Origin of the sequence: Agrobacterium bohemicum (assembly GCF_002896715.1) — a bacterium.
GTDB classification, from domain to species: domain Bacteria; phylum Pseudomonadota; class Alphaproteobacteria; order Rhizobiales; family Rhizobiaceae; genus Agrobacterium; species Agrobacterium bohemicum.
Window position 1 is genome coordinate 1 of record NZ_PGEL01000015.1, and the last position, 26,110, is coordinate 26,110.

Below are 26,110 nucleotides of genomic sequence, written 5' to 3' on the forward strand. Positions count from 1 at the left end.
ATACGGCAACTGAGTGAGAAAAAACCTGNAATCTTCACTCAAANCCCAAGCCATGACATGCTGGGACCAAACACCTAGGCTCAGGACTCGTTAAATCAAAGCCAGAAGATGACGGCTGCTGCGATGCTATGCTTGAGAAAAAGGTGTGGGCGCATCGATCGTATCGAGTGTGAATTCGCCTCCAGTCCTTGAGCCTGCCAAACATGTTTTCGATCTTGTGGCGCTTTTTGTAGAGCGCCGAATCATGTGAGATTGGCACCTTGCGGTCCGTACTCGCGCGGCGCATCGCGCCACCGTAACCCATGACGCAGATTATGCCGCTCAAAACGAGCCGATCATCAACGCGCGGCACGCCATGGGACAATGGGAAATACGGCTCTATACGGCGCATTTGCGCCTCCGACAAAAGCATCAAATCATTCATCGCACTGTCTCCGTTTGACCCCAATGCATCNAAACAGAGCAAGCCCCGCAAGTTATTTACTAGGTCCTGAGCCTAATTAAGCGTCCTGCCACAGCGCTCCGAGGTCCGGACGGGTCGCGAGATGGGAATTCCGGTTGCGTTCAGGTTCGCGCAAAGCGGGCAACCTCAGTATGTTTCTCCCCGTAGCCGTCATTGATGTTTTGGGAAACCCAAATATAACAGGAAGGCATCTTTCAACGACGATGATGCGCGCGTTCCGTMAAAAAACGCGCTAACTGNTTTTGGAAGATGAGATATGCCGAAACGAAAAGTGCCAGCGGTTGTCAGCACGGGCATCACGGGACTGAACGAAATCTTGCGTGGCGGCCTCCCGGCTTCCAATCTCTATATGCTGCANGGTGCGCCCGGGTCCGGCAAGACGACCGCAGCCTTGCAATTCCTGCGCGCCGGAGTGGAATCAGGAGAGAACTGCATCTATGTCACGCTTTCGCAGACGGCGGCAGAGCTTGAAGCAATTGCTTTTTCTCACGGCTGGACACTGGATGGCATCCGCGTCGAGGAACTGTCCACCTCTGGCTCGGTCGGAGAAGCCGATGACCAGAGCATATTCCTGACCACGGACCTGCGGCTTGACGAGACGCGAAAGGCGATTGAAGCGGCGATTGAAGAATACAAGCCGCGCCGCCTGGTTTACGATTCACTCTTGGAAATCCGCCTGATCACCGGTGACTCCCCAAGGTTTCGTCGGGAACTGATCGGTTTCAAATCCTTTCTGGCAAAGCGCAACGTTGTCGCCCTTCTTCTCGATACCCAGACGCCCGGCTATGATCGTAGCGGGGAAGAAGTAGAAGGACTGGCCCATGGGGTCATCCGTCTCGACAAGGCGCTGGAAGAATACGGCGGCGTGCGACGGCGTGTCGAGATTTCCAAGATGCGCGGTGTTCCTGTCGCCGACGGCTATCACGACATGGCGATCCGGGAAGGCGAGGGCGTCGTTGTCTTTCCTCGTATCATGCCCAACACTGCGTCGGAAAATACCAAGCCACAACTGATAAAGTCGGGTGTCGCAGCGCTTGACGATATGTTTGGTGGCGGCCAGGAAGCGGGAACCACTACACTGGTTATCGGGCAATCGGGTACCGGTAAATCGACCATGTCGTCGCTGTATGCGACCGCAGCGCTTGAACGAGGCGAAAGTGTCGCGCTGTTCCTGTTCGAGGAGCGGTTGGAAACCTTTTTCCGCCGCTCTGAAGGTCTGGGCATGCAGCTTCGGCAGTTCCACAAGGATGGCAAGCTCATTCTGCGTGACTTCAACCCGAACGAAATTTCCCCGGGCGAATTCGGACAGATCGTCCAGGATGCCGTTACCCAAAACAAGGCCCGCGTTGTCGTGATTGATAGCCTGACCGGCTATCTCAACTCGCTGCCGCACCGGGAAAAGGCTGTCCGCGATATTCAGTCGCTGCTGAAGTTCCTTGCCCGTTCCGGCGTGCTGACGATGCTGATCGTTGCCCAACATGGCCTGATCGGTCAAAATGTCGGCATCGATGTCGACGTCAGCTTTCTCGGCGACACCGTCCTCTTGCTGCGGATCATGGAGCACGAAGGCCGTCTGCGCCGCAACATCACGGTTGTCAAAAAACGTCACGGGCCGCATGACCTCAACATCCAGGAACTGCTGATCGAAAGCGGCAGCGTCAGCGTCGTTTCCTACAACCCCCTTCCTGATCCGAAATGAACGAAGCCCTGAGCGAGAGTGAGTTGGACTGGGTGCTCGTTCTTGCCCCCTTTCGCAAGGACGCCGACTACATCGCGGCGTCTTTGCGGGAGCAGAACGTGGCTGTCAGGCNAAACCAGGTTGGCGAGGATCTAACCCATAATTTGTCGCTATCGCCCGGCGTCATCATCATCACCCACGAAGCCTTGAACCCGCCCGCGGTCGCAACCATTGGCGATCATCTCGCATCCCAGCCGGACTGGTCTGAAGTTCCGATCCTTATCCTGCTCGAGAAGGCAGCACAGGTTACTCAAATTCGCAATCAGCTCGAACGGTCCTGGCTAGGTGCCCGTCTCCTGTTCCACACACGCCCGATTGCACGATTGGAGCTGGTGAACAGCGTTCAGACCAATCTTCTCGTTCGGTTGCGCCAAAAGCAAGTGCGTGATGCCATTGAGCGCGAAGTCGAATTGCGGCTTGAGCTCAACCATCGTATCAAAAATATTCTTGCGAGCGTGACCTCGATTTTTCAGATGACACGGCGCAGCGCATCCACGGTTCAAGAACTTGCTGCAGACTTCACAGGCCGCCTTCACGCCCTGTCCAACGTCCATACCGCAGTATTCGAGGCAGGCGGAGAGGAAGTTTCTTTGCCGTCTGTGATCGCCCTAACCGTCGCCCCCTACAATGACGACGAAGTGAGCCGGATCAAAGCCGAAGGTCCGGAGGTGTTCATAAACCGAACCTCTGCCACAACCATCGCACTTTGCCTTCACGAGTTGACGACGAATGCCATCAAGTACGGTGCGTTGTCTCAAAAGGAAGGTCGTGTGGAGGTTATCTGGTCCATTTCGGAGGAAGCAGCGCCGGTCTTTACGATGAACTGGGTCGAGACAGGCGGACCCGAAGTTGTTGAACCGACCCGGCAGGGTTATGGCACGAAGTATGTTCGCTCGGCCCTAGCGTCGTTATTGGGTGCGACGCCCGCCATCACCTTTGATCGGGATGGGCTTCGATGCTACGCTGCGGGTCCTTTGGCACGGCTTCAAATTGGTCATTGAAAGTGACTGATGCGGCGAAACGGCGACCTTTATTGATGTTGCCGCAAAACCGTATGAAACCCACGGATCAATATCGCCCAAGCAGCGTTACCAAGGTTGTGTCCGTATATGAANTTTTTTAGTGAACCACGATGGAGCTTTGGGGATGGGCGACAGCGGCGTAACGGTTCTCGTCGTTGAGGACGAGGTTCTTGTCCGAATGGATATCGTAGAGTCGCTGGAGGACGATGGTTTCGATGTGCTTGAAGCGTCGAACGCAGACGAAGCGATCGTTCTTCTCAATGCGCATCCCGAAGTTCGTTTGATGTTCACCGATATTGATATGCCCGGCAGTATGGATGGTCTAAAGCTCGCAGCTGCAGTTCGAGACCGATGGCCACCAGTGAAGATTATTGTCACGTCCGGTCATCTTCAGATGAGTGACGATATGCTTCCAGTCGTCGGGCGATTTTTCAGCAAGCCTTATGATCCGTCAAACGTTATCCATGCGATACGCGAAATGATCTAACGTAACTGCGTAACCGACTTAGGTGATCTCGTCGGACCGCCATTTGTGTTCAGTCATGAAAGCCGTGATTGAACATGGTCGTTGTCGCTCCAACCGCTGTCGAGCGGCGCGCTAATGATGCAATGGACGCCGCAAACGTCGTAGTTGAGTTCTACGTAGCCTCCGAGTTGGCCAGACGACAGGGCTTCGATCAATCGGGATCCAAAACCCTTTCGGGATGGCGGCGTAACTTGCGGTCCTCCCGTTTCTTTCCAGGAAATAGACAGTTGGGCATCGGAAGATGAGACGTCCCATGACACGGTCACCCTTCCGGAAGACACTCCCAAGGCCCCATANTTTGCAGCATTCGTGGAAAGCTCATGCAGGATAAGTGCGAGCCCCACCACGGCCTTCGGCGAGATGTTCACTTCTGGTCCACTGACGTCGAACTGCTCCGGTGGATAAGGAGATAAAGCCTCGGACACCGCGGTACGAAGGCTGGCGGCCTCCCAGCTTCCGCGCGTGAGCAGGTCATGCGCTCTGGCCAGGCTTTGCAAGCGCGCGTCGAATGCTGTCCTTGCTGTTTCAATGTCCTGTGCGCCGGTAAAAGTCTGTCGGGCTATGGCGGCGACGGTCGCAAGGACGTTCTTGACGCGATGATTTAGTTCACCAATCAGAAGCTCCTGAACGCGCTCTGCTTCTTTTCGCGCTGTGATGTCGCGGGCAATTTTCGACGCGCCGACAATCCTCCCGTCTGCGTCATAGATTGGCGAGACAGTCAGGGAAACGTCTAGGAGCCGTCCGCTTCTGTGCCGTCTGACGGTTTCATGAGTCTCCACCCGTTCGCCTGCCTTTATGCGAGCGATAATACGCGCCTCCTCCTCGACACGGTCATCTGGCACAAGAAGCGTGATTGACCGACCTACAATTTCCTCGGACGAGAAGCCATAGAGCTTCTCGGCTCCAGTATTCCAATCTGTGACCATCATATCGAGGTCGGTGCCGAGGATTGCGGCTTCGGAAGAAGAGACGATAGCCGCCAGGCGTTCGAGCGTCGCCTCGTAGCCGACGCGCTCTGTCGTTTCATTGACGATACACAGGACGGCCAGCACCTGGCCATGGTCATCGGAAACGGGTGAATAGGAGATGTCGAAGTACACCGTTTCGGGGACACCGCGTCGTTCGATATAGAAAGGCCTGTCCTTTGCGACAACGGTCTCGCCGGCGTCCCGCACCTTAAGCAGGAGCGGCTCAAGATCGTCCCAAAGTTCGGCCCAGTTTTCCTTCGCTGGTCGCCCTAGGGCGTTGGGATGCTTGGCACCGATCGTCGGAGCATACGCATCATTATAAATGGCGGTGAAGTCATCGCCGCNAAACAATACGATCTGCGCTCCGGATGGGATTGCGAGATCAACCGCGCATTTCAGCTGGGACGGCCATGACGACATCGGCCCCAGACTGGTGGTTGCCCAGTCGTGGTTGCGGATCATGTTAGCCAACGACACCTGATCGGAGATGACAGGATTATGATTTGCCATTGAACCCCCTCGCTCTTTCAACACATTTGGAGGCTTCCGCTCTTTAAGTCAACGCAAAACTTGCACGAGAAACCACATCGATCGAATGTATTTGTTCATGCAAAACAGGAGGTTAGTGGACGTCGACTACGATGTTAAGACCGGTACGCCCTCGAATGGAGTTCTTGTCAGGCATGACGACTGGAACTCGGATAGCCTGTGCATTGACAGACATTGAGACCTCTTGGTCGCGGTGCTTGGGGGAGCTCTTATCGACCTGTGTCCCCAACGCGACAAACGCCCGCGCAGGTAGAATTGCGTTTACCCCACGTAACGGGCTGCGATTTGCCAAAGACGGGAACTTGTCGGTGACCACGGCCTTACACTTGCGAGCATAATCTTACTTCAAGGGCCGCCACACTGATGCCGTTGCGCACTACCAGAGTGGTCATTCTGTGGAGGNAAAAATGGGTTCGGAAAACAGCGCGAGTGGCTTCGATACAAGGAAATTCCTCGCTGGAATAGCGCGCGGAGTTGCAGGCGCTTTATTGTTCGCCCTGCCTATGTTTATGACGATGGAAATGTGGGAGCTCGGCTTCTATATGGACCGTACCCGGCTTTTGCTTCTGCTGCTGCTGAATGTGCCTTTGTTAATCGTTTTGTCTCGCCGCATGGGGTTTGAGCAGACCTCGGGTTGGCGGCAATCTGCCCGAGACGCCGTCATTGCCTATGCATTGGGGATGGTCGCAAGCACCTTGATCCTCTTGTCCATAGGCGTCTTGCAGGCTGGTCAAACGTCGCATGAGATCGTGGGTATGATTGCTCTGCTGGCAGTTCCGGCGAGCATTGGTGCGATGTTAGGCCGGAGCCAACTGGGCGGCCAGTCCGACGACGATGAAGACACTGAGGATGACGATGATCCGGTTCAAAATCGTGAGACGAGTTATGCAGGCGAGCNTTTTTTGATGGCGGTTGGTGCGCTGTTTTTAAATCTGAACGTGGCACCCACCGAGGAGATGATATTACTGTCATTTAAGATGACGCCTTGGCACGGCCTTGCCATTATCGCGGCGTCGCTGATCCTCATGCATGGATTCGTTTACGCGCTGTCATTTCATGGAAGTCACGATCTCGTGGAGGGAACGCCCAGCTGGCACGCATTCGTGCGCTTCACATTGCCTGGCTATGTGATAGCAGGATCTATCAGCGCATACTGTCTCTGGACATTCCATCGGATTGACGATCTGGGCTCCACGCAGGTGCTTATGGCGATCGTTATCCTGAGTTTCCCCGGTGCTATCGGAGCGTCCGCCGCTCGACTTATCCTCTGAGGGTTTCATGACCAAAACGATTGGCGACAAAAATCTCGAGGCGCAAAATCCTCACTGGCTCGAGTGGCTTACCGGACTGGTATCCGCAGTGATTGTGCTGGCAGTGGTCGGCTGGATCGCNAAAGATGCNTTTAGAGATCAGGACACAACGCCCGACCTTGGCGCAACAGTCGTTACCACTGAACAGCGCAGCAACAAGTTTCAGGTCTTGTTCGAGGTGTCGAATGGTGCAAGCGCAACGGCCTCGCAGGTGACAGTCCACGGCGAAATCCTCGATGGCTCCGATATCGTTGAAAAGGCCAGCACGATACTGGATTATGTTCCGGGAAAATCGAAAGCCCGAGGCGGCCTGANTTTCAAGAATGATCCCACCGGCAGGATCATTCTCAATGTGTCAGCCTTCAACGAGCCTTGAGTGCAGCTTGACATAGGCGCTGATCCGCGCGCATCTTTTGACAGCGATGCGTGCGGTCATAGAAGAGGTTGCCGAGCTGCAAACTACTGACGAGCGCGATCCATATCCAGTAGAGGATACGGCCATTCAAGAACCTGCAAATGAAGGGCCGGCCACAAATCAGGCTCGACCGAACGAATGAGGTGCATGGTCATGCCAGTTTGAGGGCCGCGATCAGCGCCCTAAGGGCTGGTGGCGATTGCCTGCGACCGGGGTGATACAGATAAAACCCCGGATAGCTTGGACACCAGTCCTTCAGGACCTGAACAAGGGTTCCTGCCGCGATCTCGTCAGCCACATCATGCTCCATGATGTAGCCTAGTCCCGCGCCGGCACGAACCGCAGCGGCTGGCAGATCGCCATCATTGGCGATCAAGGGGCCGCTGGTGCGGATATTGATCTCTTTGCCGTCTTTCTCGAATTCCCAAGGCAACAATCCACCGGATGTCGTCAGCCGGTAGCCGATACAGGCGTGCCGTTCGAGGTCATATGGAGTCAGCGGGGGAGGGTAGCGGTCGAAATAGGACGGCGTGCCGACCACCACCGTCCTCAAATCCGGCCCGACCTTGACCGCGACCATGTCCTTGGCGACGGCTTCTCCTAGTCGAATACCGGCATCGAAGCCTGCTGCGACGATATCCGTCAGGCCATCATCGATATTGACCTCAACCCTGACATCCGGATTAGCCAGCAGGAAGGCTGGCAGTTTCGGTAAAAGCACCATGCGCGCCGCATAGGCGAACGTGGTGATACTGACCGTGCCGGAAGGGTTGTCACGCCACTCCGCCAAGGCTTCCAGCCCGCTTTCGATATCGGCGAGCGCCGGATTGAGCGATTCTAGCAACCGCACGCCCGGTTCTGTTGGCGCGACGCTGCGCGTCGTGCGCGACAGAAGCCGCACGCCCAACCGTTCCTCCAGTCCGCGCATCGCATGGCTCAGCGCAGAGGGTGACATGCCGAGAATGGCAGCAGCACGGGTGAAGCTGCGCTCGCGTGCCACTGCAGCAAAGGCAAGCAGATCATTGAGTTCATTTCGTTCCATTGATGCACTGTGCTCACAAGTTCATGTCGCTATCAATGGCTTATCCTCGTGGGCGCCTGTCGTTACATCATGTTGCATGACAAAGATGGAGAATACCTATGAATCTCACCAGTTACCGCACGCTCGGCAAATCCGGCCTGATCGTCAGCCCGTTGGCGCTGGGCACCATGACATTCGGGGCAGAGCGCTGGGGAGCCGGTGACAAAACCTCGCGCGCGCTTTTCGACGCCTATGTCGAAGCAGGCGGCAATTTCATCGATACTGCAGATGTCTATTCCGCGGGCCGTAGCGAGGAAATGCTCGGAGAGTTTGTGTCCGACAGTAGCACGCGTGATCGGTTAGTGATTGCGACCAAATCCGGTTTTCCGCGCGGGCAGGGAACACCTTTATGGGGCGGTAACGGTGCCAAGAACATCCGTATGGGCATAGAAGGCTCGCTAAAGCGGTTGAAAACCGATTACATAGATATGTACTGGATGCATGTGTGGGACCGTACCACACCAGCAGAGGAGGTTCTGCAAACACTGACCGATGCGGTTCGCTCCGGTAAAATCCTGCATTACGGNTTTTCCAACACGCCTGCATGGTATGTGGCAAAAGTCGCGACGCTGGCCGAAGCGCATGGCCTGCCCAAGCCAATCGGATTGCAATACGCCTATTCACTAATCGACCGCGGAGTGGAGTTGGATCTCATTCCGGCTGGCGCCGAATTCGGTTTGGGCATGGTACCATGGAGCCCGCTTGCGGCTGGCCTGCTCACGGGNAAATACGGTCGTGACAAGGTCAGCGACGCCAACCGTGCAACCGCTCTACCAGACAAGACCGGAACTGTGACCGAAGGCGAAAGCGATGGGCGCCTCAACGGTGACAACCCGTTTGGCGGTATGCTGTTCACGGATCGCAACTTTGATATTGTAGATGCTCTTAAGGCTGTAGCATCGCAAGTCGGCCGTTCGCCTGCGGAGGTCGCCCTGGCCTGGCTGGCGAAACGCCCTGGCGTGTCCTCCGTGTTGATCGGCGCAAGCAGGGTAGACCAACTCACCCAGAACATCGCCTCGCTGAATGTGGTGCTGGAGGAAGACCATCTGCAGCGGCTGGTGGAAGCCACCGCGCTACCTGTCCTCAACCCTTATTTTATCTTCCAAATGCCAACTGAAATGGTGTTCGGTGGACAGAAGGTCCTTGGCTGGCAAATGAACTCGAACCGGGGGCCCTAAGTCCTGACACTATTGGGCCTTGGTGAACGAATCTTCAATGTGTGACCTTCCGGTGTATGGAGCCGGAATGAGAATATAGTTAGACTGCGGGAAAAGCGGCAGGTTCAGGGCCCGATCTTGCTACCGGGCCCTGAGCGCATCAGTGATGATGTTCTGGCATATCTTTCAACTGGTCTTTGGTCCATGACGTCACAGCATGGATATCGCCGTCTTCGTCACGCATAAAATCAAGGTCGCTGAGAGCGACTGCAACAGGCTTGGCACCAATTCCGAGAAAGCCGCCGACGTCGATAATGACTTGACTGCCTGCGCCCGCGCCATGGACATGATCGACCTTGCCAACCTTATGGTCATCCGCGCCGTAGACAGTGGCACCTTCCAGGATTTCTGGGGTCAACTCTGTCGTCGATAGGCGAACGTGGTTTGTATGATCCATTGGTTTTCCTCCTTGTTGAATGATTACCTAACGGGATCGAGCACCACAGGTTCCCAAATAAAGCCAAGCTTTGACTAACTCGTTAAGCAAATGGCTCGGCTGCGAGTCACAAGAGAATCCAACGATTACCATCGGTAGTCACGATACTCATGTCGCCCCCGCCACGTGCGTTGGTCATAAAAATCGCGGCGTTCTCTCCATTCGCGACGATCGCGTCTATCACTCCATTCTCTTCTGGCTTCCCACCGATCTCGATATTCAGGCGGCGGTCGATTTGGCCGGCAATAGCCACGAGGGGAAAGGTGGAATCCGCGTCCACAAGCGTAGTCTACCNTTTGCACGACTGATACCGACGGGACAGATGGTTGAACTGACGGCATTGCGTTGGCCACGTTTGCAAACACACTGCTTAGAATTATTCCCGCGCCCATAACTATCTTGCGCATCTCACATCACTCCGTTGGCGATGACGTGATTTAGCAGTTCAACTCGTGAACCATGCCTGAATGAATGTTGACGTTTTCGTGGCATTGAACGGTAAGAAAGAGTTTCGCACGCTCCTCTATAGCGGTGGAACTTCCGTCTCTATACAGTGTCGCGAGCAAGGCAGCGTACGGCCCACAAGGACTTCGGGACAGCTGTTGATCGCGTGTTGGAAGGGCTTGTCGTCCCTCCGATCCTGGTAGTTTGGATCANTTTGAGTAAGCGGATGTCAGGTCATATTTCCGGGTTCTTGACCGACCTGGTGAGGATGAGTTAGTCAGAACCTGCTGATAGGGAGTATATGACCATGGACAGCAGTATCCGGTAATCCGGACTTTCCTTACTGAGGCCACGGCTAAACTAGACGTGGTGCTTCATTTGTCATTACCACCTGAAGGACCAATCATGCCCAGACTGAACGGCAAGACCGCACTCGTGACCGGGGCTGCGCGCGGTATCGGCGCGGCCATTTCGCAAGCCTATGCCGATGAAGGGGCGCACGTCATCGTCACCGACATAGACGAGGAAAAGGGCCGGGCGACTGCGGGCGCAATCGGAGGGACATTCTTTCGTCTTGATGTCTCGTCAGAAGCCGAATGGACGGAAGTCGCCCGTCAATTTCTCACCGTTGATGTGGTCGTCAACAATGCAGGGATAACCGGTTTCGAGGGACCTTTTGAAGGCAATCCGCCTGCCCACGATCCGGAGAATGCAGAACTCGCAGACTGGCGCGCCGTTCATGCCGTTAATCTCGACGGCACCTTCCTCGGCTGCCGCTATGCCATCCGCGCCATGCGAGCAAAGGGTTCGGGCTCTATCATCAACATATCCTCGCGCTCGGGGCTTGTTGGCATTCCCCTGGCTGCAGCCTATGCCTCATCGAAGGCCGCCATTCGGAACCATACCAAGAGTGTCGCCCTTTACTGCGCCAGTCAGGGTCTAAACATTCGTTGCAACTCCATCCATCCTGCCGCTGTCATGACGCCGATGTGGGAACCCATGCTGGGGACCGGATCGCGCAGACCGCGAAGCAGCTATGGTCAAGGATACGCCTATGCAACGCTTTGGTAAGCCAGAAGAGGTGGCTGCACTGGCCGTCTTGCTTGGTTCAGACGAGGCGACCTACATGACCGGTGCGGAACTGACCATAGACGGCGGAATTTTGGCCGGATCAGCCGCAGCGCCCGGGAGTTGAAAATTGGTGCCGTGCTCTGCGGTTGTATCCCTCGTCTGTCTGGTACGGCGAGGAATTTGTCAGTGAGTTCAAAGGGTTTCGCGCTGTCATGCTGGTGCTGGGAGCGCAGGATGTTCAAGGTCCACGCGGACTGACTTGTGCGCGAGCCTGCTTACGAAACAGAATTAACGAAGCAGTCCGTCGACGTCGAACTCTTCCCAGCCGCCAAGCTTCGGGACCGTATCCCTAGAGCTATCTTTTGCCTTCTTGGATTGCTTCGCAGCCTCTTTCTTGAGAGACCGCGTCAGCTTCGCCTGATACGCAGCCCGCTGCCTCTTTTCAGCTTTCGCTTCGGCATCCTCCACCCGCCATTCTTCCACGGCTCCCTTGTCGAGAAGCTCTTCCACCATCTTGGGGTCGAAGACATGGAACGTGATCTGGCGAGCGCGTCCATTCAGTCTGACGGTTCGCGTGCCCGCGCTTGGCAGACGACCGTCGGCAAGCCAACGATGTCGCTCGCTGGTCTTGATGGTCAGGATGTCCTCGATTTCTCGCGGAATGACGGGAAGTGCTTCGGCTTCCGTCATCACTTTCTTAGCGACGGCCGCCGCAACATTGAAGGCAGTCTTTTCACTCGCGGCCATCGCAAGTGTGAGATCCACGCCCTGAAGGGAAATCGANTTTTTCGAGATGGCAGGCAGCCTTGCCTGTATTTCTTGCAGAACGCCCTTCGCGCGAACCGCCGACCCCATCGTTACAGCGGCTGGCAAGCTCCAAGTCCTGATCAGTTCGATGTGANTTTTTTCACGCTTCGGCATGGCAAACAGATGGTGTGTCACCGCTTTCAAGTCAACGAGCATATTTAAGGCTCCCCACGCCGAGCTGTAGTATTTCCATCAAGATGCTCAGGATGAGTTTTACGGTAGGATTGGTCCGGCAGCTTTCTGGCCAGACGTTCGAAAGCAAAATTAGAAAGTACGGGAACCAATTGGCCACAGTTTTACAATGCTGCGAGCGTTGCTTGATCGCCTTCACCTCCGTNAAAAACCTCAAGAGCTTTTTCAAACGACGAACCACTCCGCGCGACGGCTCCAAACAATGTCATGCTGGAATGAAACTTGACGTCATCGGGAGATCCAAGAATGTCATGTGCGCCGAGATCAGGATGGCTAAGCATGGCGTGCGTGCACTCCTCCAAACGCGGCCCCACAATAGAGTGATTCAGGTAGGCTTCGGCCTCTGAAAGTCCCGAAATCGCGTAAAAGCGGGCAGTATCTAACGACCAAGTCCGCGAATTTGGGGGAAGATGAACCACATCCAGTGCGATTCCTTACGGCCGGCACGCAACTCACGCAAGGCTATGCTGTAGACGTCCTGCTGCGCTATGACAAACCGCGCCAGATTGAATCCCATCCGTATTCCTTCCGCTCGCCATATTAGACTGTGGTAGTTTGGCTATCCGTCATCGCTTTCACCCGAGCCATCCCTGAGATCGACTGCCTGAAGCATATCGCCGTAGAACTCTTCCGCATAAAGTCGCTGCCCCCGCTTGCGACGACTGGTGGCACCACTTCAGTCCCTTTCCAACTGTGCAAACCACGCAGCGTGCGATATCTTTGCTCGACGAACTCCGTATGAGGCTGCGCTAGACGCTTGGATCGACACCAACCGGTTCGCCAAGTTCGTAAATAACCGTGTCACCGCCGCGGCCCGTTTGTCGCATCGCCATGGCAAAAGTCGCCAATGCTGCGAGTGGCGTGATCTTGTGATGCAGGACGCCCCGGTGATAGGTGATAATCTGATCAGGCCGTGCAACGAAGGCTTTGAGCGTCGCTACGTCGGGTCCTTCGGTTCCATTCCAGTCACAAACGACGATCAGAGAGGGCGCCATGTCCAGGGGAAGGAAGGTCTGCGCCGAAAAGGGGTGAGCCTCCAATTGCTTGATCACAACAATCTGTTGAGGTGAGGCGATTTTGACGACTTGAAGCACCGGTTTTTGAGCGTCTTCAGTCGCACCGAAAGCGTCTTCAATGAGAAGGGAGCCAACTTCCGTCAGACCGGAAACCAGTCCGTAAGGCGCAAATGTTTCCTGCGTCAAGGGTTGGGGGACAATCGAAATCATGGATTGCTCCGCGTNAAATCAAGTTGAACCTTCATGCTACGTGACCGATCACCTGCCAGTTCGAAGGCTTTTGTTGCTGATGTAAATGGCAAGGTTGCGGAAATGAGTGGNTTTACATTGATCAGGCCCTTGCCCATCAGATCGACAGCTTCAGCGAATTCGGTGTGGAAACGGAACGTGCCACGAAGCTGAAGTTCCTTGGTGACGATGGTGTTGACCGGAAGTGTCATCTCCCCGCCCAGCCCAAGCTGCATGATCACGGCACCGGGTCGCAACGCGTCCAACGCCGATGCAAGTGCGGCCTGGTTGCCCGATGCCTCAAACAATACATCGAACGTTCCTTTTTCCTTGCCGTAAGCTTCAAGCGTCGTGGTGTTCTTAACGACGTTGATGACCTCCTCGGCGCCGANTTTCTTTGCGATCGCCAGGGGTTCGTCAGCCACATCTGTGACCACGATGCGGGCCGCACCGGCAAACCGCGCCACGAGAACGCAGAGCGCGCCAATTGGGCCTGCACCAGTAATCAGTACCTGTTTGCCCAGCAGTGAGCCTGCCTGCTTGGCCGCATGAAGGCAGACGGCCAGAGGTTCAGCCATCGCAGCCTCTCCCATGGACAGGCTGTCGGCAATCGGCACGCATTGCGAAGCATTGACCGTCACTGTTTCACGAAAGCCGCCTTGAATATGGGGAACGCGCATTGCGCTGCCCATGAAACGCATATCGAGGCACTGGTTCTGCATGCCTTCGGCACAGAAGCGGCAGTGTCCACAGGCCCGGCTGGGGTTTACGGCGACGCGCATGCCCGGAACGAGATGCGACACTCCGGTGACAACCTCAGATACGACACCTGCAAACTCGTGGCCGAGCGCCATCGGCTCCAAAACCCTGATCGTTCCGAACCCGCCATGGTGATAATAATGCAGATCCGACCCGCAAATGCCACCTATCGAAACCTGTACTCGCACCTCGTTCGAAGCCAGTTCTGGTTCTTCCACCTCTTCTACACGCAGGTCTTTGGGGGCGTGGATGATGATCCCTCGCATAGTCTTATCTCCTCCCGCTATTCGATGNTTTTTGCTGCGTCACAGCACCGAAAGCATCCCGCCATCGACGTAGATGATCTGGCCATTGACATAGTCCGATGCCGTCGATGCCAGGTAAACGGCGGTTCCCGCCAGTTCCTCTGGCTTGCCCCAGCGTTTCGCGGGTGTGCGGCCTTTGACCCAAGCGTCGAATTCAGGATTGTCGATCAGGGCCTGGTTCATGTCGGTGATCATATAACCGGGTCCGATGGCATTGGCTTGAATGCCGAACTGCGCCCATTCGGCAGCCATGGCGCGGGTCAGCATTTTGATGCCGCCCTTGGCGACCGTATAGGGTGCCACGGTNGCGCGCGCCAGTTCGCTGGTCAGCGAGCCGATATTGATGATCTTGCCGCGGNCGCGCGGGATCATGCGGCGTGCCGCCTCCCGTCCCAGCATGAAAGCGCTGGTCAGGTTGGTGTCGATCACCCGTTGCCAGTCTGCCGTTTCCAGATCGACCATCGGTTTGCGGAACTGAATGCCGGCATTGTTGACGAGAATATCGATGTCTACGCCTTGTGCGTCGAAATCTGCAAAGGCTGCTTTGATGGCCTCTTCCGAGGTGACATCGAAAACGGAAGCGCTGGCCTCATAGCCGTTTGCTGAGAAATCGGCCACGGTGCTGGTGACACGTTCACCGTTGGTGCCGTTGATGATGACATGCGCCCCGGCAGCAGCGAAGCCGTCAGCCATGGCGCGGCCAAGGCCGCGTGAGGAGCCGGTGACGAGCGCGTTGCGCCCTTTGAGATCGNAAAGGGGATTGGTCATGATGGGCCTCACAATGTGCTGCGACGGACGCTGAGGTCCGAGCGTTCATAGACGGCAGGAAGAAGATCAACACCCAGTCCCGGACCTTGCATCGGCAGGACGTAGCCATCCTTGATGACCGGGACATTGTCGACAAGTTCCTTGTACCATCCGGTATAGAAGGCACGCACGGATTCCTGGATCAGCGTGTTTGGCTGGCTGAAGGACGCGTGGATTGCCGCGATGAAGCCGACAGGGCCGATGCAGTCATGCGGGGCGAAGGGGCGGTGATAGGTGTCGGCCAGTGCGGCGATCTTGCGCCCTTCCGTCAGACCGCCGGTCCAGCAGAGATCGGCCATGACGATCTGCATCGCATCGCGGTCCAACATATCCTTGTAGGGAAAACGCGAACCGAGCGTTTCGCTTGCGCAGACCGGAACGGTCGTGGAGCGTGCAAACTCGCTCAGTGCCTGCGGCGAGTTCATGCGGATGGGATCTTCGTACCAGGTCGGCTGATATTGTTCCAGCACGCGCGCGATCTTGATGGCAGTCGGCAGGTTCCACAACGAGTGGAATTCGACCATGATCTCGATCTTATCACCCACCGCCTTGCGGATTTTCTCGAATGGCTCGACAGCCTTCTTCATCTGCTCAGGCGTGATGTGCACGCCGTTGTTCTCAATCGCTGCCGGGTCGAAGGGCCAGATTTTCATGGCGGTAATGCCGCTTTCCAGCAGACTTTCGGCCACGGCGTCCGCCCGGTTCATGAAGCCGTCGAGATCTTCGTAAGGGCCGTTCGCATCGCCAAGGTTCCAGGTGGAAACCGGCTTGATGTTGTGGGATCGGACATATTTGTAACCAGCGCAGGTGTTGTAAACACGCTGCTTGTCGCGGCACAAGCCGCCAAGCATCTGATGGACCGGCTGATCACAGACCTTGCCAAAGATATCCCACAGGCCAATGTCGATAGCCGACGTCGCGCGGGATTCTGCCCCCGTTGATGCCTGCGCCATGGGAAGATTGGTCATTTCCCGGTGCAACGCTTCGATATGTAGTGGGTTTTTGCCTAACAGGCGCATCGCCAATGTGTCGTGGATATGCGCTTCGACGGCTCCCGCACCGTAAAATGTCTCGCCGAGCCCGATGATCCCGGCATCAGTGTGTATGCGAACCCATAGGACATTGGAAAACTCTTCGGNTTTCAGCGTCTCGATCTGCGTGATCTTCACGGTGTTTTCTCCTACCCGCTGCGATGCCGGCCCTGTTGCCAGTTGCACCTCTCCCTTGGGCGGGGACAATAATCTTGCTTGTAATATTTCACAACATGTTTTAAACATTTTTCTAGATGAGCCAAGTTGGCTTTGTCGTGACGGGAGGAAATCGTTCATGGCGAAAAAACGGACGGCTCCATCCTTGGTGGTGGAAGGCGAGACCTTGCCGCGGCGCAACCGCGTGAATTTCTTCGAACTTGCTTACCAGCGCATCGAAGAAATGTTGATCAAGTGCGAGCTGAAGCCCGGCCAGTCCTTGACCGTGCAGGAGTTGCAGGATTTGACCGGTCTGGGCCGGACGCCGGTTCATAATGCCGTCAATCGCCTTGCCGCAGATACGCTTTTTATCATCGTTCCGCGCCATGGCCTGAAGGTTGCCCCGATCGACCTTGCTCGTGAGCGCATGCTGTTGCAATTGCGCGGAGACATGGAGCGTTTTGTCGTCAGACTGGCAATAGAGCGCGCCAGCCTGTCGCATCGCAATCAAATGCTACATATCGAGCGAGCACTGAAGGCGAAACGTGACGAGATCACGCTGGCGGAATTCAATGATATCGATCGGCGGATCGATCAGATTCTGCTGGCTGCCGCAAGCGAACCGTTCCTCGAACACACACTGCGACCCCTCCACACCATCTTTCGTCGCATCGGGTTTATCCATCACACCCATTGCTCGGTGCAGATCGATCTGANCCCGACAATCGATTGCCATCTCGCGGTGCTGAGCGCTGTCGCCAATCGGCACATGGATGCAGCGGTCTCGGCCTCAAACCAGCTCATCGCCTTCGTGGATTCGATGTTCGATACGATGGAATCAGGCTTGGACCCGCGTCTGCTGGATTGCAGTATCGAGCCAATTTTTAGAATTCAGGGGAGGGACTGACGATGCCACGCATCGTGTTTCACGGTGAAAATGCCGCCTGCTTCAGTCATGGNTTTGCCGATCTTGCGCCGCACGACGCGCGGATTATCGTATTGCCGGATGTGCTGGAGACGGACGAGCAGAAGAAGGCTTATGCCACAGCCGACATGATCGTCGGCGTCAAGTTCGATGCCAGCCTTCCGCTACCCGNAAATCTATCGCTGTTCCATGTGCCGGGCGCTGGATATGACGCCGTCAATTTGGAATTGCTGCCCGCAACTGCCCTGGTTTGCAACTGCTTCGGGCATGATCCAGCGATTGCGGAATATGTTTTCGCTGGCATCCTCAACCGTCATGTGCCGCTTGACGACGCTGATGCGAAGCTGCGTCAGGGAAACTGGGCCTATTCATCCGGCTCGCGAGACCGTCTCCATGACGAAATCTGTGGCAAGACGATTGGTCTGCTGGGCTTCGGCCACATCGGCCAGGCCATTGCCCGGCGCGCCAAGGCGTTTGGCATGCAGGTCAGCGTTGCCAATCGCAGCCCCGTTGCGAATTCCGAGATGGTGGACCAATCGTTTACGCTGAATGAACTGGCCGATTTCTGGCCGACGGCTGACTACGTCGTGGTTTCGGTGCCAATGACTCCTTCGACGACCGGGATCGTCAACGCCGACTCCTTCAGCGCAATGAAGCCCGGTGCGGTCATTTTCAACGTCGGTCGCGGCCCGACCATCGATGAGCAGGCGCTTTACGATGCGCTGAATGAAGGGAAGATCGGCGGCGCGGTTATCGACACCTGGTACACCTATCCAGGTCCCGGCAAGCCGATACAATTGCCGTCCAGTCTGCCGTTCCACACGTTGAAAAACCTGATCATGACGCCGCACATGTCGGGATGGACGCATGGCACAGTGCGCCGACGCCAGCAGACGATTGCAGACAATATCGCGCATCGTTTGGCAGGTTCACCCTGCATCAACATCGTCAGAAAGGACAGCTAACGACATCCGGCGGGGAGGCCGGATTCGNAAGGGTGACAAGACCGTAAGCTCAATTAACAAGGGAGAGAGTGATGAGCATTTCCAAATCATTTAAACTGGCAGGTGCCGTGGTTGCGATTTGCGCCAGCATGCTGACAGCCACCGTGACGCATGCGCAAAGTGTCGATGAAATCGTCAAGCGGGGCAAGGTGAAGATCGGCGTGCTGGTGGGCGCTCCACCGTTCGGGTCGGTCGACGCCATGGGCAATGCCATCGGATATGACGCCGATGTTGCGGCGCTGGTCGGCAAATATATGGGTGTCCCGGTCGAGATGGTTCAACTGACACCGCCGTCGCGTATTCCGGCACTCGAGGCGCGTAAGGTCGATTTTCTGGTCGCAACGCTTGCCAAAACCCCGGAGCGTGAAAAAGCCGTTACATTCACCAATCCCTATAGCGCATTCCAGGTCGGCATTTATGCCAGCAAGGATGAGAAAATCACCGACTGGTCAGGTCTGAAGGGCATGATGGTTGGTGTCAACCGTGGCTCCAGCGTCGAACATCAACTGGTTGATCGCGAACGTGAGCTTGGCTTGACAGTTTTGCGTTTCGATGATGACGCGACAACGATGCAGGCCTTGTTCTCGCGTCAGGTCAAGGCTGTTGCCAGCCCTGAAGCGCAATCCAATGCTGCGATGAAGGCGCGCGGCGAAACCACCATCGAAGCGAAGTTCTTTTTCTCCATGCAGCCCAATTCGATGGCTGTTCGAAAGGATGCCGTGGAGCTTCAGCAATGGTTGAACGGCACCATCGAGAAGATGAAAGCCAGCGGCGAACTGGATGCAATCTCCNAAAAATGGGTTGGATCGCCGCTCCCGAAGCTGCCGACTTACTAAGGCGGCTCTGGTGCCGCTTTGGCGGCACCAGAGCTTTCTATGGTAAGTGGCCAGATCAAGGACATAGATCATGAGTTTCACACTTCAGTTCGAACCCGTGTTGGCTGAAACCGACCTGATCTTGAATGGGATCAAGCTAACAATCTTGCTTTCCGCCGGTGCGATCATTCTGGGAACGGCGCTGGCTATTCTGCTCGTCGGGCTTCGCAGCCTGGCTGGTGGCATTCTCGCTTTTTGTGTCGACGCTTATGTCGAGCTTCTCCGCAACACGCCGTTTCTGGTGCAGTTGTTCATGATATTTTTCGGTCTTCCCCTCCTGGGCCTGCGGATGTCGGGTATCGAGGCGGGGCTGCTGGCTATGACGCTGAACCTCTCGGCCTATTCGACAGAAATCATCCGGGCAGGTGTCGATTCCACGCACAAATCCCAGCTTGAGGCAGGCCTTTCACTGGCGCTGAGCAGGCTGCAAGTGTTCCGCTACATCGTACTGAAACCAGCGTTTGCCAAGGTCTGGCCAGCACTGTCCAGTCAGTTCGTACTGATGCTTCTGGCCTCCAGTATTTGCTCTTTCATTTCCGTGCCAGAACTTTCCGGTTCCGCTGCCATCGTGGAGCAGCGCACGTTCCGCAGCTTCGAAAGCTACATCATCGTGACCATTGCCTATTTGGTCATTGCGCTGACATTGAAGCTTGGTTTGATCGGGTTGGGTCACGTTCTCTTCGGCAAACGTGTCAAGCCAGATGTCATTCCCGCAATCGCCACCAAAGGGAGCGCCGCCTGATGACTTCTTTTGGTTGGCCTGAATTTCTTTTTCTGTTGCGCTCGGCTGGTTGGACCGTCGTTTTGACAGCGATTGCTTTCAGCATCGGTGCCGCGTTTGGTGGCGCTATCGCTATCATGCGCCTGGCACAAAACAGCCTACTTCGTGCCATTGCTATCGGTTATATACTTGTTATCCAGTCCATTCCGGTCTTGATGATCTTGTTCATGTCCTATTACGGCCTGACGTTGATCGGCTTCGATATTCCGCCTCTGTTGGCAGCGTCCGCGTCGTTGGCGATTTACGTGTCGGCATATCTGGCAGAGATTTGGCGCGGATCGATCCAGGCGGTCCCGTTTCAGCAATGGGAAGCCTCGGCTTCGCTGGCGCTGACCCGCACTCAGCAATACCGCTATATCATCCTGCCGCAGGCACTGAGGATATCGTTACCGCCAACGGTCGGGTTTCTCGTCCAACTGGTCAAGAACACGTCCATCGTCTCAGTCGTCGGATTTATAGAACTGTCGCGAGCTGGTCAGTTGATCAACAACGCCACCTTCGAGCCGTTCAAAGTCTTCATGGTGGTCGCGCTCATCTACTTCTTCATCTGCTTTCCGCTTTCACGCCTAAGTCGTTATCTTGAAAGGGTTCTCCATGTCGGTCGTAGCCATTGACCAAGTTCACAAGCGTTACGGTGCGCTGGAAGTTCTCAAAGGCGTTTCGATGCGCGTGGAGACCGGGCAGGTCGTCGCACTCATAGGCCGCAGTGGTTCTGGGAAAAGCACCATGTTGCGCTGCATTAACGGGCTGGAGGCGTTCCAGTCTGGAAGCATCCATGCGGCTGGTCATCAGGTAGAGCAGGATCAGGCCAAGTTGCGGGCATTGCGTAAGGACGTCGGTATCGTCTTTCAGAGCTATAACCTGTTTCCACATCTGACTGTTGGCGAAAACATCATGCTTTCGCCACGCATCACCCAGGGGGTGTCGAAAGCAGATGCCGATANTTTAGCCCGAAAGGCACTGGAACGCGTCGGCCTTGCCGATAAATTCGCGGTTTATCCGGAAATGCTGTCGGGCGGTCAGCAGCAGCGCGTGGCCATTGCCCGGTCGCTTGCAATGCGACCGAAGGTCATGCTTTTCGATGAAGTCACATCGGCTCTCGATCCGGAACTGACCGGCGAAGTTCTTCTCGTGATTGAAGAGCTGGCTCGGGAGGGCATGACCATGCTGCTGGTAACCCATGAAATGAATTTCGCTCGCAGCGTCGCGAATATTACGGTCTTCATGCATCAGGGTAAGATCTGGGAAGCAGGTCCTTCAGCCGAATTGTTCGCGAATCCCCAAACGCCGGAGCTTCAGGCATTTCTATCGAACGGTGTGAAGTAAGCGCGCTAATTTCTATTCGGAATTGGACGCTCCAAGGTTTGGCCACCCGCGTTGAAGTAGGATCGACCGGACGTCCTGAAGGGTCGGCGAGACCGGTCTTACGACGAAAATGGCCCGTCTGCGAGGACGCACAATTTGCGGCGAGCCACGACGGTGGACAGGAAAGCCGCTCGTCACCCCAATTAGGAATCCAGATGAGAACAAAATCCGGGCGGTCAATTAAAATGACCTCAGTAATAAATCCTTCNAAACAACATCACGATAAAACCTTATGTCCCGGCGACACGTCACGGTAAATTCTTTCCGGGCTGTTGTAACCTAACGGACGAATTGGGCTTTTCAGTTCCTCGATCGCAGCATTGCGGCGCAAGCCTCTGCGCGCGGGATCGGGTACCGGCACTGCGGCCATCAGTTTCTTGGTGTAGGGGTGTTGCGGGTTGGCGAATATGGATGCTCGTGGGCCGATTTCGACGATTTCGCCGAGATACATGACGGCAACCCGGTGGCTCACCCGCTCTACCACGGCCATATCATGGCTGATGAACAGGAAGGCGATCTTGAACTGCTCCTGAAGATCGAGCAGCAGATTGCACACCTGGGCCTTGATCGACACGTCGAGAGCAGACACGCTTTCATCCGCGATGATGACCTTGGGGTTCAATGCCAGTGCACGCGCAATAGCGATACGCTGACGTTGGCCACCGGAAAATTCATGCGGATAACGATCCATCATCGAGGCCGACAGACCGACACGCTCCAGCAAGTCGGTAGCCAGCTGCTTGGCCTGCGAAGACGACGCGATCTTGTGTTTGATCATCGGTTCGGCCACCGCATAGCCCACCGTCATGCGCGGATTGAGACTGGAGAACGGATCTTGNAAAATCATCTGCACGCTGCGTCGCATGTTGCGCAAGGCCACCGGATCAAGCGTCAGAACATTGAAACCATCCAGCGTGACCTGACCACTGCGAGGTTCTACCAGTCGGGCAATGGAGCGCCCCGTCGTTGATTTACCGCAACCGGATTCGCCAACCAGAGACAGGGTTTCGCCCTGAAACAGATCGAAGGAGACATTCTCCACGGCATGCACAGCACCCGTTGCGCGGCCCAGCAGTCCTGAACAGATATCGAAACGTGTCACGAGGTTCTTGACCGAAAGAACCGGCGTCATGCCGCTCTCGACGGTATTTGACACCTCCTTGGCATCCGAGATTTCGCCGCTTGCCATATCGACACGGGGAAAGCGCAGCGGCCATTTATGCCCCTCCATGGAGCCGAGCTTCGGAACTGCCGCCAGCAACGCGCGGGTATAGGGATGCTGGCCACTGTGAAAGACATCGGCAGTTTCGCCGGTTTCGACCTGATCGCCGCGGAACATCACGATCGTGCGGTCGGCAATCTCGGCAACGACACCCATGTCATGGGTGATGAAGAGAACGGCCATGCCTTCCTCTTCCTGCAACTGCTTGATGAGATCGAGGATCTGGCCCTGGATTGTAACATCGAGCGCGGTCGTCGGTTCGTCGGCAATCAGAAGCTTGGGCCTCGATGCCAGCGCCATGGCGATCATCACCCGCTGTCGCATGCCGCCTGAGAACTGGTGCGGGTACTCATCGAAACGGGTCTGGGCATTGGGAATGCGGACCTTTTCCAACAGCCGGATGGTTTCTGCCCGCGCCTGCGCCTTGTTCATGCCCTTGTGACGGGTCAGCACTTCAGAAATCTGGCGGCCGATGGTGAATACGGGATTGAGCGATGTCATCGGCTCCTGAAAAATCATCGCCACGTCATTGCCGCGCACGGTGCGCATTTCCTTCTCGGAAATCGCGAGAATCTCTCTTTCCCCGAGCAGAACCTTGCCTTCGATACGGCTGGAGTGCTTATCCAGCAACCGCATTATGGAGAGAGAGGTGACGCTCTTGCCCGATCCGCTTTCCCCGACGATGGCAACGGTTTCTCCGGCCTTCACCTCGAATGAAAGGTCACGCACGACACTCTTCCATTCGCCATCCACCATGAAGGAGGTGGTGAGGTTTTGAACCGAAAGGACGGTTTCGCGCGGCGATGTTTTAACGGCTTCGGTCATATCGTTTTCCCCGGCATCATGCTGGTTTCAGCGGCGTCGCGAAGGACGAAGAAGCCACGCCCTTCGCTGCCCGCGCGGCTTCCAAAGTTGCTATTTTTTCATCGATTTCAGTTCTGTCACGCATGCCATGCGGATTGGCGCGTGTCGGCATTGTCTCGGCCACGTACAGATAACGTTCCTGCGCCACGGCATAGAGGCGGCGGAGTTCCACCANGGGATCGGCGTGGTCATCGGTGCGAACGTTGAGCCACGGATAATCCTGATCCCGGTAAACCACTAGTGCCGCCGATTGCCGGCCGCGTTTGTCTCCACCTGCAGCTTCGCCTGCCTCTATGGCGAGAAGCAGACGTTCGGCAAATGGCAGGCCCACAGTGTCCCTGTAGATCCGCATCGTCTGTTCGATCACCTGAGGCCCGGCCAGCATGTTCCCTGCGACGGAGACGTTGTGATCCACCAGATGCCCCGCCCAATCAATGCAGCTTTCTCCGGTGAAAGCTGCATTGTGACCTTCGGCATCGATCATATGCAACTGCCGCTGGGCGCTGCCTTCATCCCGCGAGATGAGGGCATCAATGATCTCTTGCGGCATCTTGCCTTCGGCAAGCTGGGTCAATCCATCCGTGCCATAGGTGGGGTTGATAAAGGCCTGCGTGGCAATCGCGCCAATCTTGCCGCGAATATGCGGAACGAGCGCGCCAACCGCAAAGAAGCGGGTGGCAACGGCAATTCCCAGATGGCCTGTTTCGGGTTCTCGCGCGACGATGGACCAGGTCATGCGATTACCGTCCCACTGCGTAGGCTTGCATCAGGCGTGGAGTGGCGGCAGCCCTCAACAAACCGTCGGCGTCTCGTCGCGCCGCAGTCAGGCGACCAACTGTCCAGGGGTCGGCTGCGGAAATATCATGCCCACGCGTCTTGAGATCGGAAAGTGCTGCCTCGCCAATGCTGCGCTCGATCATGACATTGCCCGGCTGGCGCGTACGCGGATAGAAGGAGCCTGGGAAGTGGGTGGTATGGAACAGCGGCAGGTCGATTGCCTCCTGCAAATTCATGCCNAAATGGGCGTAACGCAGGAAGAAAGACAGCTGCCACTGGTCCTGTTGATCACCGCCTGGCGTTCCGAAGGCCAGCGTCGGCCTTCCCTCAAACAGGGCCAGCGAAGGGGTGAGCGTTGTACGCGGACGCTTGCCGGGTGCCAGAGATGTTGGCAGGCCCGGCTTCATCCAGAACATCTGCGCGCGGGAATTGAGACAGAAGCCAAGACCGGGAATGATAGGCGATGACTGCAACCAGCCACCTGATGGGGTGACGGACACCATGTTGCCGTCACGATCGATGACATCGATATGCACTGTATCGCCGCGCTTTTCGGTCAGGTGTGACATGGTTGGCTCGTAGACGGCACCGATGCCTGCCATCGAATTAAGCATTCCCATGGTGAGATCATGTTGGGTATCGAAACCGGGTATGCGACCNGGGCGCAGGTCCATGGAGGCTTTATCGGTGATCAGCTTGCGGCGTTCGTCATTATATCCGTCCGACAGCAGCGTCTGGGTGGGGATTTGCCCGAAGTCCGGGTCGCCGTAATAAACCTCGCGGTCGGCAAAGGACAGCTTCATCGCTTCGACCACCGTGTGGACGAAGTCCGCGCCTGCGGGGTCCATCGCGCCGATATCGATGCCCTTCAGGATCGCCAGTGACTGGAGCAGCACAGGACCTTGCCCCCATGGACCTGTCTTGGCAATCGTCCAGCCGTGATAATCATAGGTCGTGGGGTCTTCGATGGTCGCCGTCCAATTGGCCATATCCTCGGCGGTCAGCACACCCTTGTGGCGGTTGCCGCTGGCATCCATGACTTCCGCAGTCTTGAGATAGTCGCTGATCGCCTCCGCGACGAAACCCCGATAGAACGCATCACGTGCAGCGTCGATGCCAGCCTCGCGACCGGGCTTGGCCTCAGATTCCGCGATGATGCGTTTCCACGTCTGAGCGAGAACCGGGTTCTTGAAGCTGGAATACGGCTCGGGTGCAAACCCGCCCGGCAACCATGTCTCATAGGAGGTAGGCCATTCCTTCTGGAAGAAATCGGCCAGTCCCTTGATGGTGGCTGCCACGCGCGGCAGCATCGGATGGCCGTTTTCGAGATAGTAGATCGAAGGCTCCAGCACCTCGCGAACGGTCATGGTGCCGTAGTCGCGCAGCATCAGCATCCAGCCATCGAAGGCGCCGGGAATGACGGTTGCAAGCAGGCCATCACCGGGAATGAGATTAATGCCCTCCGCGGTATAATGTTCGATGGTCGCCGCTGCCGGTGCCGTGCCCTGCGCACAGATGACCTCGACCTTGTCTTTCTTTTTCGAGTAGATGATGGCGGGCATATCGCCGCCCGGTCCGTTCAGGTGCGGCTCCATAACCTGCAGGACGAAACCGGTGGCAACGGCGGCGTCAAAGGCATTGCCACCTTTTTCCAGAATGCTCATGCCGACAGCAGAGGCAATCCAGTGCGTTGATGTAACGACGCCGAAAGTACCGAGAATTTCCGGACNGGTGGTGAATGTGGTCATGGTAGTAT

General features: G+C 56.2%; 27 protein-coding genes and 2 pseudogenes. 13 read left to right on the top strand and 16 right to left on the bottom strand.

The genetic code is table 11. The features are described 5' to 3' along the window. Positions 1–95: 95 nt before the first annotated feature. Positions 96–265, bottom strand: a pseudogene (locus CUC55_RS23470) (transposase); the annotation flags it as partial. Further along, positions 264–424, bottom strand: a pseudogene (locus tag CUC55_RS23475) (transposase); the annotation flags it as partial. The pseudogenes CUC55_RS23470 and CUC55_RS23475, both read right to left, overlap by 2 nt. A 295-nt stretch (positions 425–719) precedes the next feature. On the opposite strand from CUC55_RS23475, the gene CUC55_RS01140 reads away from it, so the two are divergent. The 3 genes from CUC55_RS01140 to CUC55_RS01150 all read left to right on the top strand — a co-directional run bounded on the left by CUC55_RS01140 (position 720) and on the right by CUC55_RS01150 (position 3,710). Next, positions 720–2,162 (top strand): DUF7125 family protein, encoded by a 1,443-nt coding sequence (locus CUC55_RS01140; RefSeq protein ID WP_103086734.1) that lies wholly within the window; start codon positions 720–722, stop codon positions 2,160–2,162. Then, positions 2,159–3,202, top strand: a complete 1,044-nt coding sequence (locus CUC55_RS01145; RefSeq protein ID WP_103086735.1) for a sensor histidine kinase — start codon at positions 2,159–2,161, stop codon at positions 3,200–3,202. The genes CUC55_RS01140 and CUC55_RS01145 overlap by 4 nt, the downstream gene beginning before the upstream one ends. A 145-nt stretch (positions 3,203–3,347) precedes the next feature. Beyond that, the gene (locus CUC55_RS01150) at positions 3,348–3,710 is read left to right on the top strand and encodes a response regulator (protein WP_067653629.1); all 363 of its coding nucleotides are present in this window, start codon (positions 3,348–3,350) and stop codon (positions 3,708–3,710) included. 53 nt (positions 3,711–3,763) lie between these two features. On the opposite strand, the gene CUC55_RS01155 is transcribed toward CUC55_RS01150, so the two are convergent. After that, positions 3,764–5,227: a sensor histidine kinase gene (locus tag CUC55_RS01155; protein WP_103086736.1), complete on the bottom strand. Its 1,464-nt coding sequence runs from the start codon at positions 5,225–5,227 to the stop codon at positions 3,764–3,766. 446 nt (positions 5,228–5,673) lie between these two features. On the opposite strand from CUC55_RS01155, the gene CUC55_RS01160 reads away from it, so the two are divergent. Then, entirely contained in the window at positions 5,674–6,537 is an 864-nt protein-coding gene (locus tag CUC55_RS01160; protein ID WP_103086737.1) for a TIGR02587 family membrane protein, read from the top strand. Positions 6,538–7,142: 605 nt separating this feature from the next. Here the strand turns inward: CUC55_RS01160 and CUC55_RS01170 are convergent. After that, a complete protein-coding gene (locus tag CUC55_RS01170; protein WP_067653621.1) occupies positions 7,143–8,033 on the bottom strand; it encodes a LysR family transcriptional regulator in 891 nt (296 codons plus the stop codon). A 98-nt stretch (positions 8,034–8,131) separates the two neighbouring features. Here CUC55_RS01170 and CUC55_RS01175 point away from each other — a divergent pair, with 98 nt between their 5' ends. Next, positions 8,132–9,250, top strand: a complete 1,119-nt coding sequence (locus tag CUC55_RS01175) for an aldo/keto reductase (protein WP_067653619.1) — start codon at positions 8,132–8,134, stop codon at positions 9,248–9,250. 139 nt (positions 9,251–9,389) lie between these two features. Here CUC55_RS01175 and CUC55_RS01180 read toward each other — a convergent pair whose 3' ends face one another. Continuing rightward, positions 9,390–9,686 carry a PRC-barrel domain-containing protein gene (locus CUC55_RS01180; protein ID WP_067653617.1) on the bottom strand — a complete coding sequence of 99 codons (297 nt, stop codon included), beginning with the start codon at positions 9,684–9,686 and terminating at the stop codon, positions 9,390–9,392. Between the two features lie 125 nt (positions 9,687–9,811). Beyond that, complete coding sequence (locus CUC55_RS23480; RefSeq protein ID WP_103086739.1) at positions 9,812–10,132, bottom strand: GCG_CRPN prefix-to-repeats domain-containing protein; 321 nt, start codon at positions 10,130–10,132, stop codon at positions 9,812–9,814. Between the two features lie 442 nt (positions 10,133–10,574). Between CUC55_RS23480 and CUC55_RS01190 the strand changes: the two genes are divergently transcribed. Together CUC55_RS01190 and CUC55_RS23485 are read left to right on the top strand one after the other, a co-directional pair. Next, on the top strand, positions 10,575–11,240 hold the full coding sequence (locus CUC55_RS01190) for an SDR family NAD(P)-dependent oxidoreductase (RefSeq protein ID WP_425352699.1): 666 nt from the start codon (positions 10,575–10,577) through the stop codon (positions 11,238–11,240). After that, a complete protein-coding gene (locus tag CUC55_RS23485) occupies positions 11,224–11,364 on the top strand; it encodes an SDR family oxidoreductase (RefSeq protein ID WP_425352700.1) in 141 nt (46 codons plus the stop codon). The genes CUC55_RS01190 and CUC55_RS23485 overlap by 17 nt, the downstream gene beginning before the upstream one ends. A 164-nt stretch (positions 11,365–11,528) precedes the next feature. Here the strand turns inward: CUC55_RS23485 and CUC55_RS01195 are convergent, their stop codons facing one another. The 7 genes from CUC55_RS01195 to CUC55_RS01220 all read right to left on the bottom strand — a co-directional run bounded on the left by CUC55_RS01195 (position 11,529) and on the right by CUC55_RS01220 (position 16,523). Continuing rightward, positions 11,529–12,161 (bottom strand): hypothetical protein, encoded by a 633-nt coding sequence (locus CUC55_RS01195; protein WP_103086798.1) that lies wholly within the window; start codon positions 12,159–12,161, stop codon positions 11,529–11,531. Between the two features lie 182 nt (positions 12,162–12,343). Then, complete coding sequence (locus tag CUC55_RS01200) at positions 12,344–12,658, bottom strand: DUF1810 family protein (protein ID WP_342587800.1); 315 nt, start codon at positions 12,656–12,658, stop codon at positions 12,344–12,346. After that, the gene (locus tag CUC55_RS23370) at positions 12,619–12,756 is read right to left on the bottom strand and encodes a DUF1810 family protein (protein ID WP_342587801.1); all 138 of its coding nucleotides are present in this window, start codon (positions 12,754–12,756) and stop codon (positions 12,619–12,621) included. The genes CUC55_RS01200 and CUC55_RS23370 overlap by 40 nt, the downstream gene beginning before the upstream one ends. Positions 12,757–12,988: 232 nt before the next feature. Further along, positions 12,989–13,465, bottom strand: coding sequence for an ureidoglycolate lyase (locus CUC55_RS01205; RefSeq protein WP_067653613.1), 477 nt, complete (start codon positions 13,463–13,465; stop codon positions 12,989–12,991). Beyond that, positions 13,462–14,508, bottom strand: a complete 1,047-nt coding sequence (locus tag CUC55_RS01210) for an L-idonate 5-dehydrogenase (RefSeq protein WP_103086740.1) — start codon at positions 14,506–14,508, stop codon at positions 13,462–13,464. The genes CUC55_RS01205 and CUC55_RS01210 overlap by 4 nt, the downstream gene beginning before the upstream one ends. Positions 14,509–14,547: 39 nt before the next feature. Further along, entirely contained in the window at positions 14,548–15,315 is a 768-nt protein-coding gene (locus CUC55_RS01215) for an SDR family oxidoreductase (RefSeq protein ID WP_103086741.1), read from the bottom strand. A gap of 8 nt (positions 15,316–15,323) precedes the next feature. Beyond that, positions 15,324–16,523: a mandelate racemase/muconate lactonizing enzyme family protein gene (locus CUC55_RS01220; RefSeq protein WP_170063800.1), complete on the bottom strand. Its 1,200-nt coding sequence runs from the start codon at positions 16,521–16,523 to the stop codon at positions 15,324–15,326. A 157-nt stretch (positions 16,524–16,680) separates the two neighbouring features. Between CUC55_RS01220 and CUC55_RS01225 the strand changes: the two genes are divergently transcribed. The 6 genes from CUC55_RS01225 (at position 16,681) to CUC55_RS01250 (ending at position 21,452) form a co-directional block, all read left to right on the top strand. Further along, a complete protein-coding gene (locus CUC55_RS01225; RefSeq protein ID WP_103086743.1) occupies positions 16,681–17,448 on the top strand; it encodes a GntR family transcriptional regulator in 768 nt (255 codons plus the stop codon). Positions 17,449–17,594: 146 nt separating this feature from the next. Continuing rightward, a complete protein-coding gene (locus CUC55_RS01230; RefSeq protein ID WP_425352705.1) occupies positions 17,595–18,431 on the top strand; it encodes a 2-hydroxyacid dehydrogenase in 837 nt (278 codons plus the stop codon). Between the two features lie 128 nt (positions 18,432–18,559). Continuing rightward, entirely contained in the window at positions 18,560–19,306 is a 747-nt protein-coding gene (locus CUC55_RS01235) for a transporter substrate-binding domain-containing protein (protein ID WP_425352706.1), read from the top strand. A 70-nt stretch (positions 19,307–19,376) separates the two neighbouring features. Beyond that, positions 19,377–20,087 carry an amino acid ABC transporter permease gene (locus CUC55_RS01240; protein ID WP_067653602.1) on the top strand — a complete coding sequence of 237 codons (711 nt, stop codon included), beginning with the start codon at positions 19,377–19,379 and terminating at the stop codon, positions 20,085–20,087. Continuing rightward, entirely contained in the window at positions 20,087–20,740 is a 654-nt protein-coding gene (locus CUC55_RS01245) for an amino acid ABC transporter permease (RefSeq protein WP_067653600.1), read from the top strand. The genes CUC55_RS01240 and CUC55_RS01245 overlap by 1 nt, the downstream gene beginning before the upstream one ends. After that, entirely contained in the window at positions 20,721–21,452 is a 732-nt protein-coding gene (locus CUC55_RS01250; protein WP_103086746.1) for an amino acid ABC transporter ATP-binding protein, read from the top strand. The genes CUC55_RS01245 and CUC55_RS01250 overlap by 20 nt, the downstream gene beginning before the upstream one ends. Positions 21,453–21,708: 256 nt before the next feature. Here the strand turns inward: CUC55_RS01250 and CUC55_RS01255 are convergent, their stop codons facing one another. From CUC55_RS01255 to CUC55_RS01265, 3 genes are all read right to left on the bottom strand, one after another. After that, positions 21,709–23,538 (bottom strand): ABC transporter ATP-binding protein, encoded by a 1,830-nt coding sequence (locus CUC55_RS01255; protein ID WP_103086747.1) that lies wholly within the window; start codon positions 23,536–23,538, stop codon positions 21,709–21,711. 16 nt (positions 23,539–23,554) lie between these two features. Further along, complete coding sequence (locus CUC55_RS01260) at positions 23,555–24,313, bottom strand: DUF1028 domain-containing protein (RefSeq protein WP_103086748.1); 759 nt, start codon at positions 24,311–24,313, stop codon at positions 23,555–23,557. Between the two features lie 4 nt (positions 24,314–24,317). Continuing rightward, the gene (locus CUC55_RS01265; protein WP_103086749.1) at positions 24,318–26,102 is read right to left on the bottom strand and encodes a gamma-glutamyltransferase family protein; all 1,785 of its coding nucleotides are present in this window, start codon (positions 26,100–26,102) and stop codon (positions 24,318–24,320) included. Positions 26,103–26,110 lie beyond the last annotated feature (8 nt).

Coding starts and splice junctions, on each gene's coding strand:
- CUC55_RS01150 (WP_067653629.1), top strand. CDS start 3,348: ATGGGCGACAGCGGCGTAACGGTTCTCGTCGTTGAGGACGAGGTTCTT.
- CUC55_RS01170 (WP_067653621.1), bottom strand. CDS start 8,033: ATGGAACGAAATGAACTCAATGATCTGCTTGCCTTTGCTGCAGTGGCA.
- CUC55_RS01180 (WP_067653617.1), bottom strand. CDS start 9,686: ATGGATCATACAAACCACGTTCGCCTATCGACGACAGAGTTGACCCCA.
- CUC55_RS01190 (WP_425352699.1), top strand. CDS start 10,575: ATGCCCAGACTGAACGGCAAGACCGCACTCGTGACCGGGGCTGCGCGC.
- CUC55_RS23485 (WP_425352700.1), top strand. CDS start 11,224: ATGCAACGCTTTGGTAAGCCAGAAGAGGTGGCTGCACTGGCCGTCTTG.
- CUC55_RS23370 (WP_342587801.1), bottom strand. CDS start 12,756: ATGGGATTCAATCTGGCGCGGTTTGTCATAGCGCAGCAGGACGTCTAC.
- CUC55_RS01205 (WP_067653613.1), bottom strand. CDS start 13,465: ATGATTTCGATTGTCCCCCAACCCTTGACGCAGGAAACATTTGCGCCT.
- CUC55_RS01240 (WP_067653602.1), top strand. CDS start 19,377: ATGAGTTTCACACTTCAGTTCGAACCCGTGTTGGCTGAAACCGACCTG.
- CUC55_RS01245 (WP_067653600.1), top strand. CDS start 20,087: ATGACTTCTTTTGGTTGGCCTGAATTTCTTTTTCTGTTGCGCTCGGCT.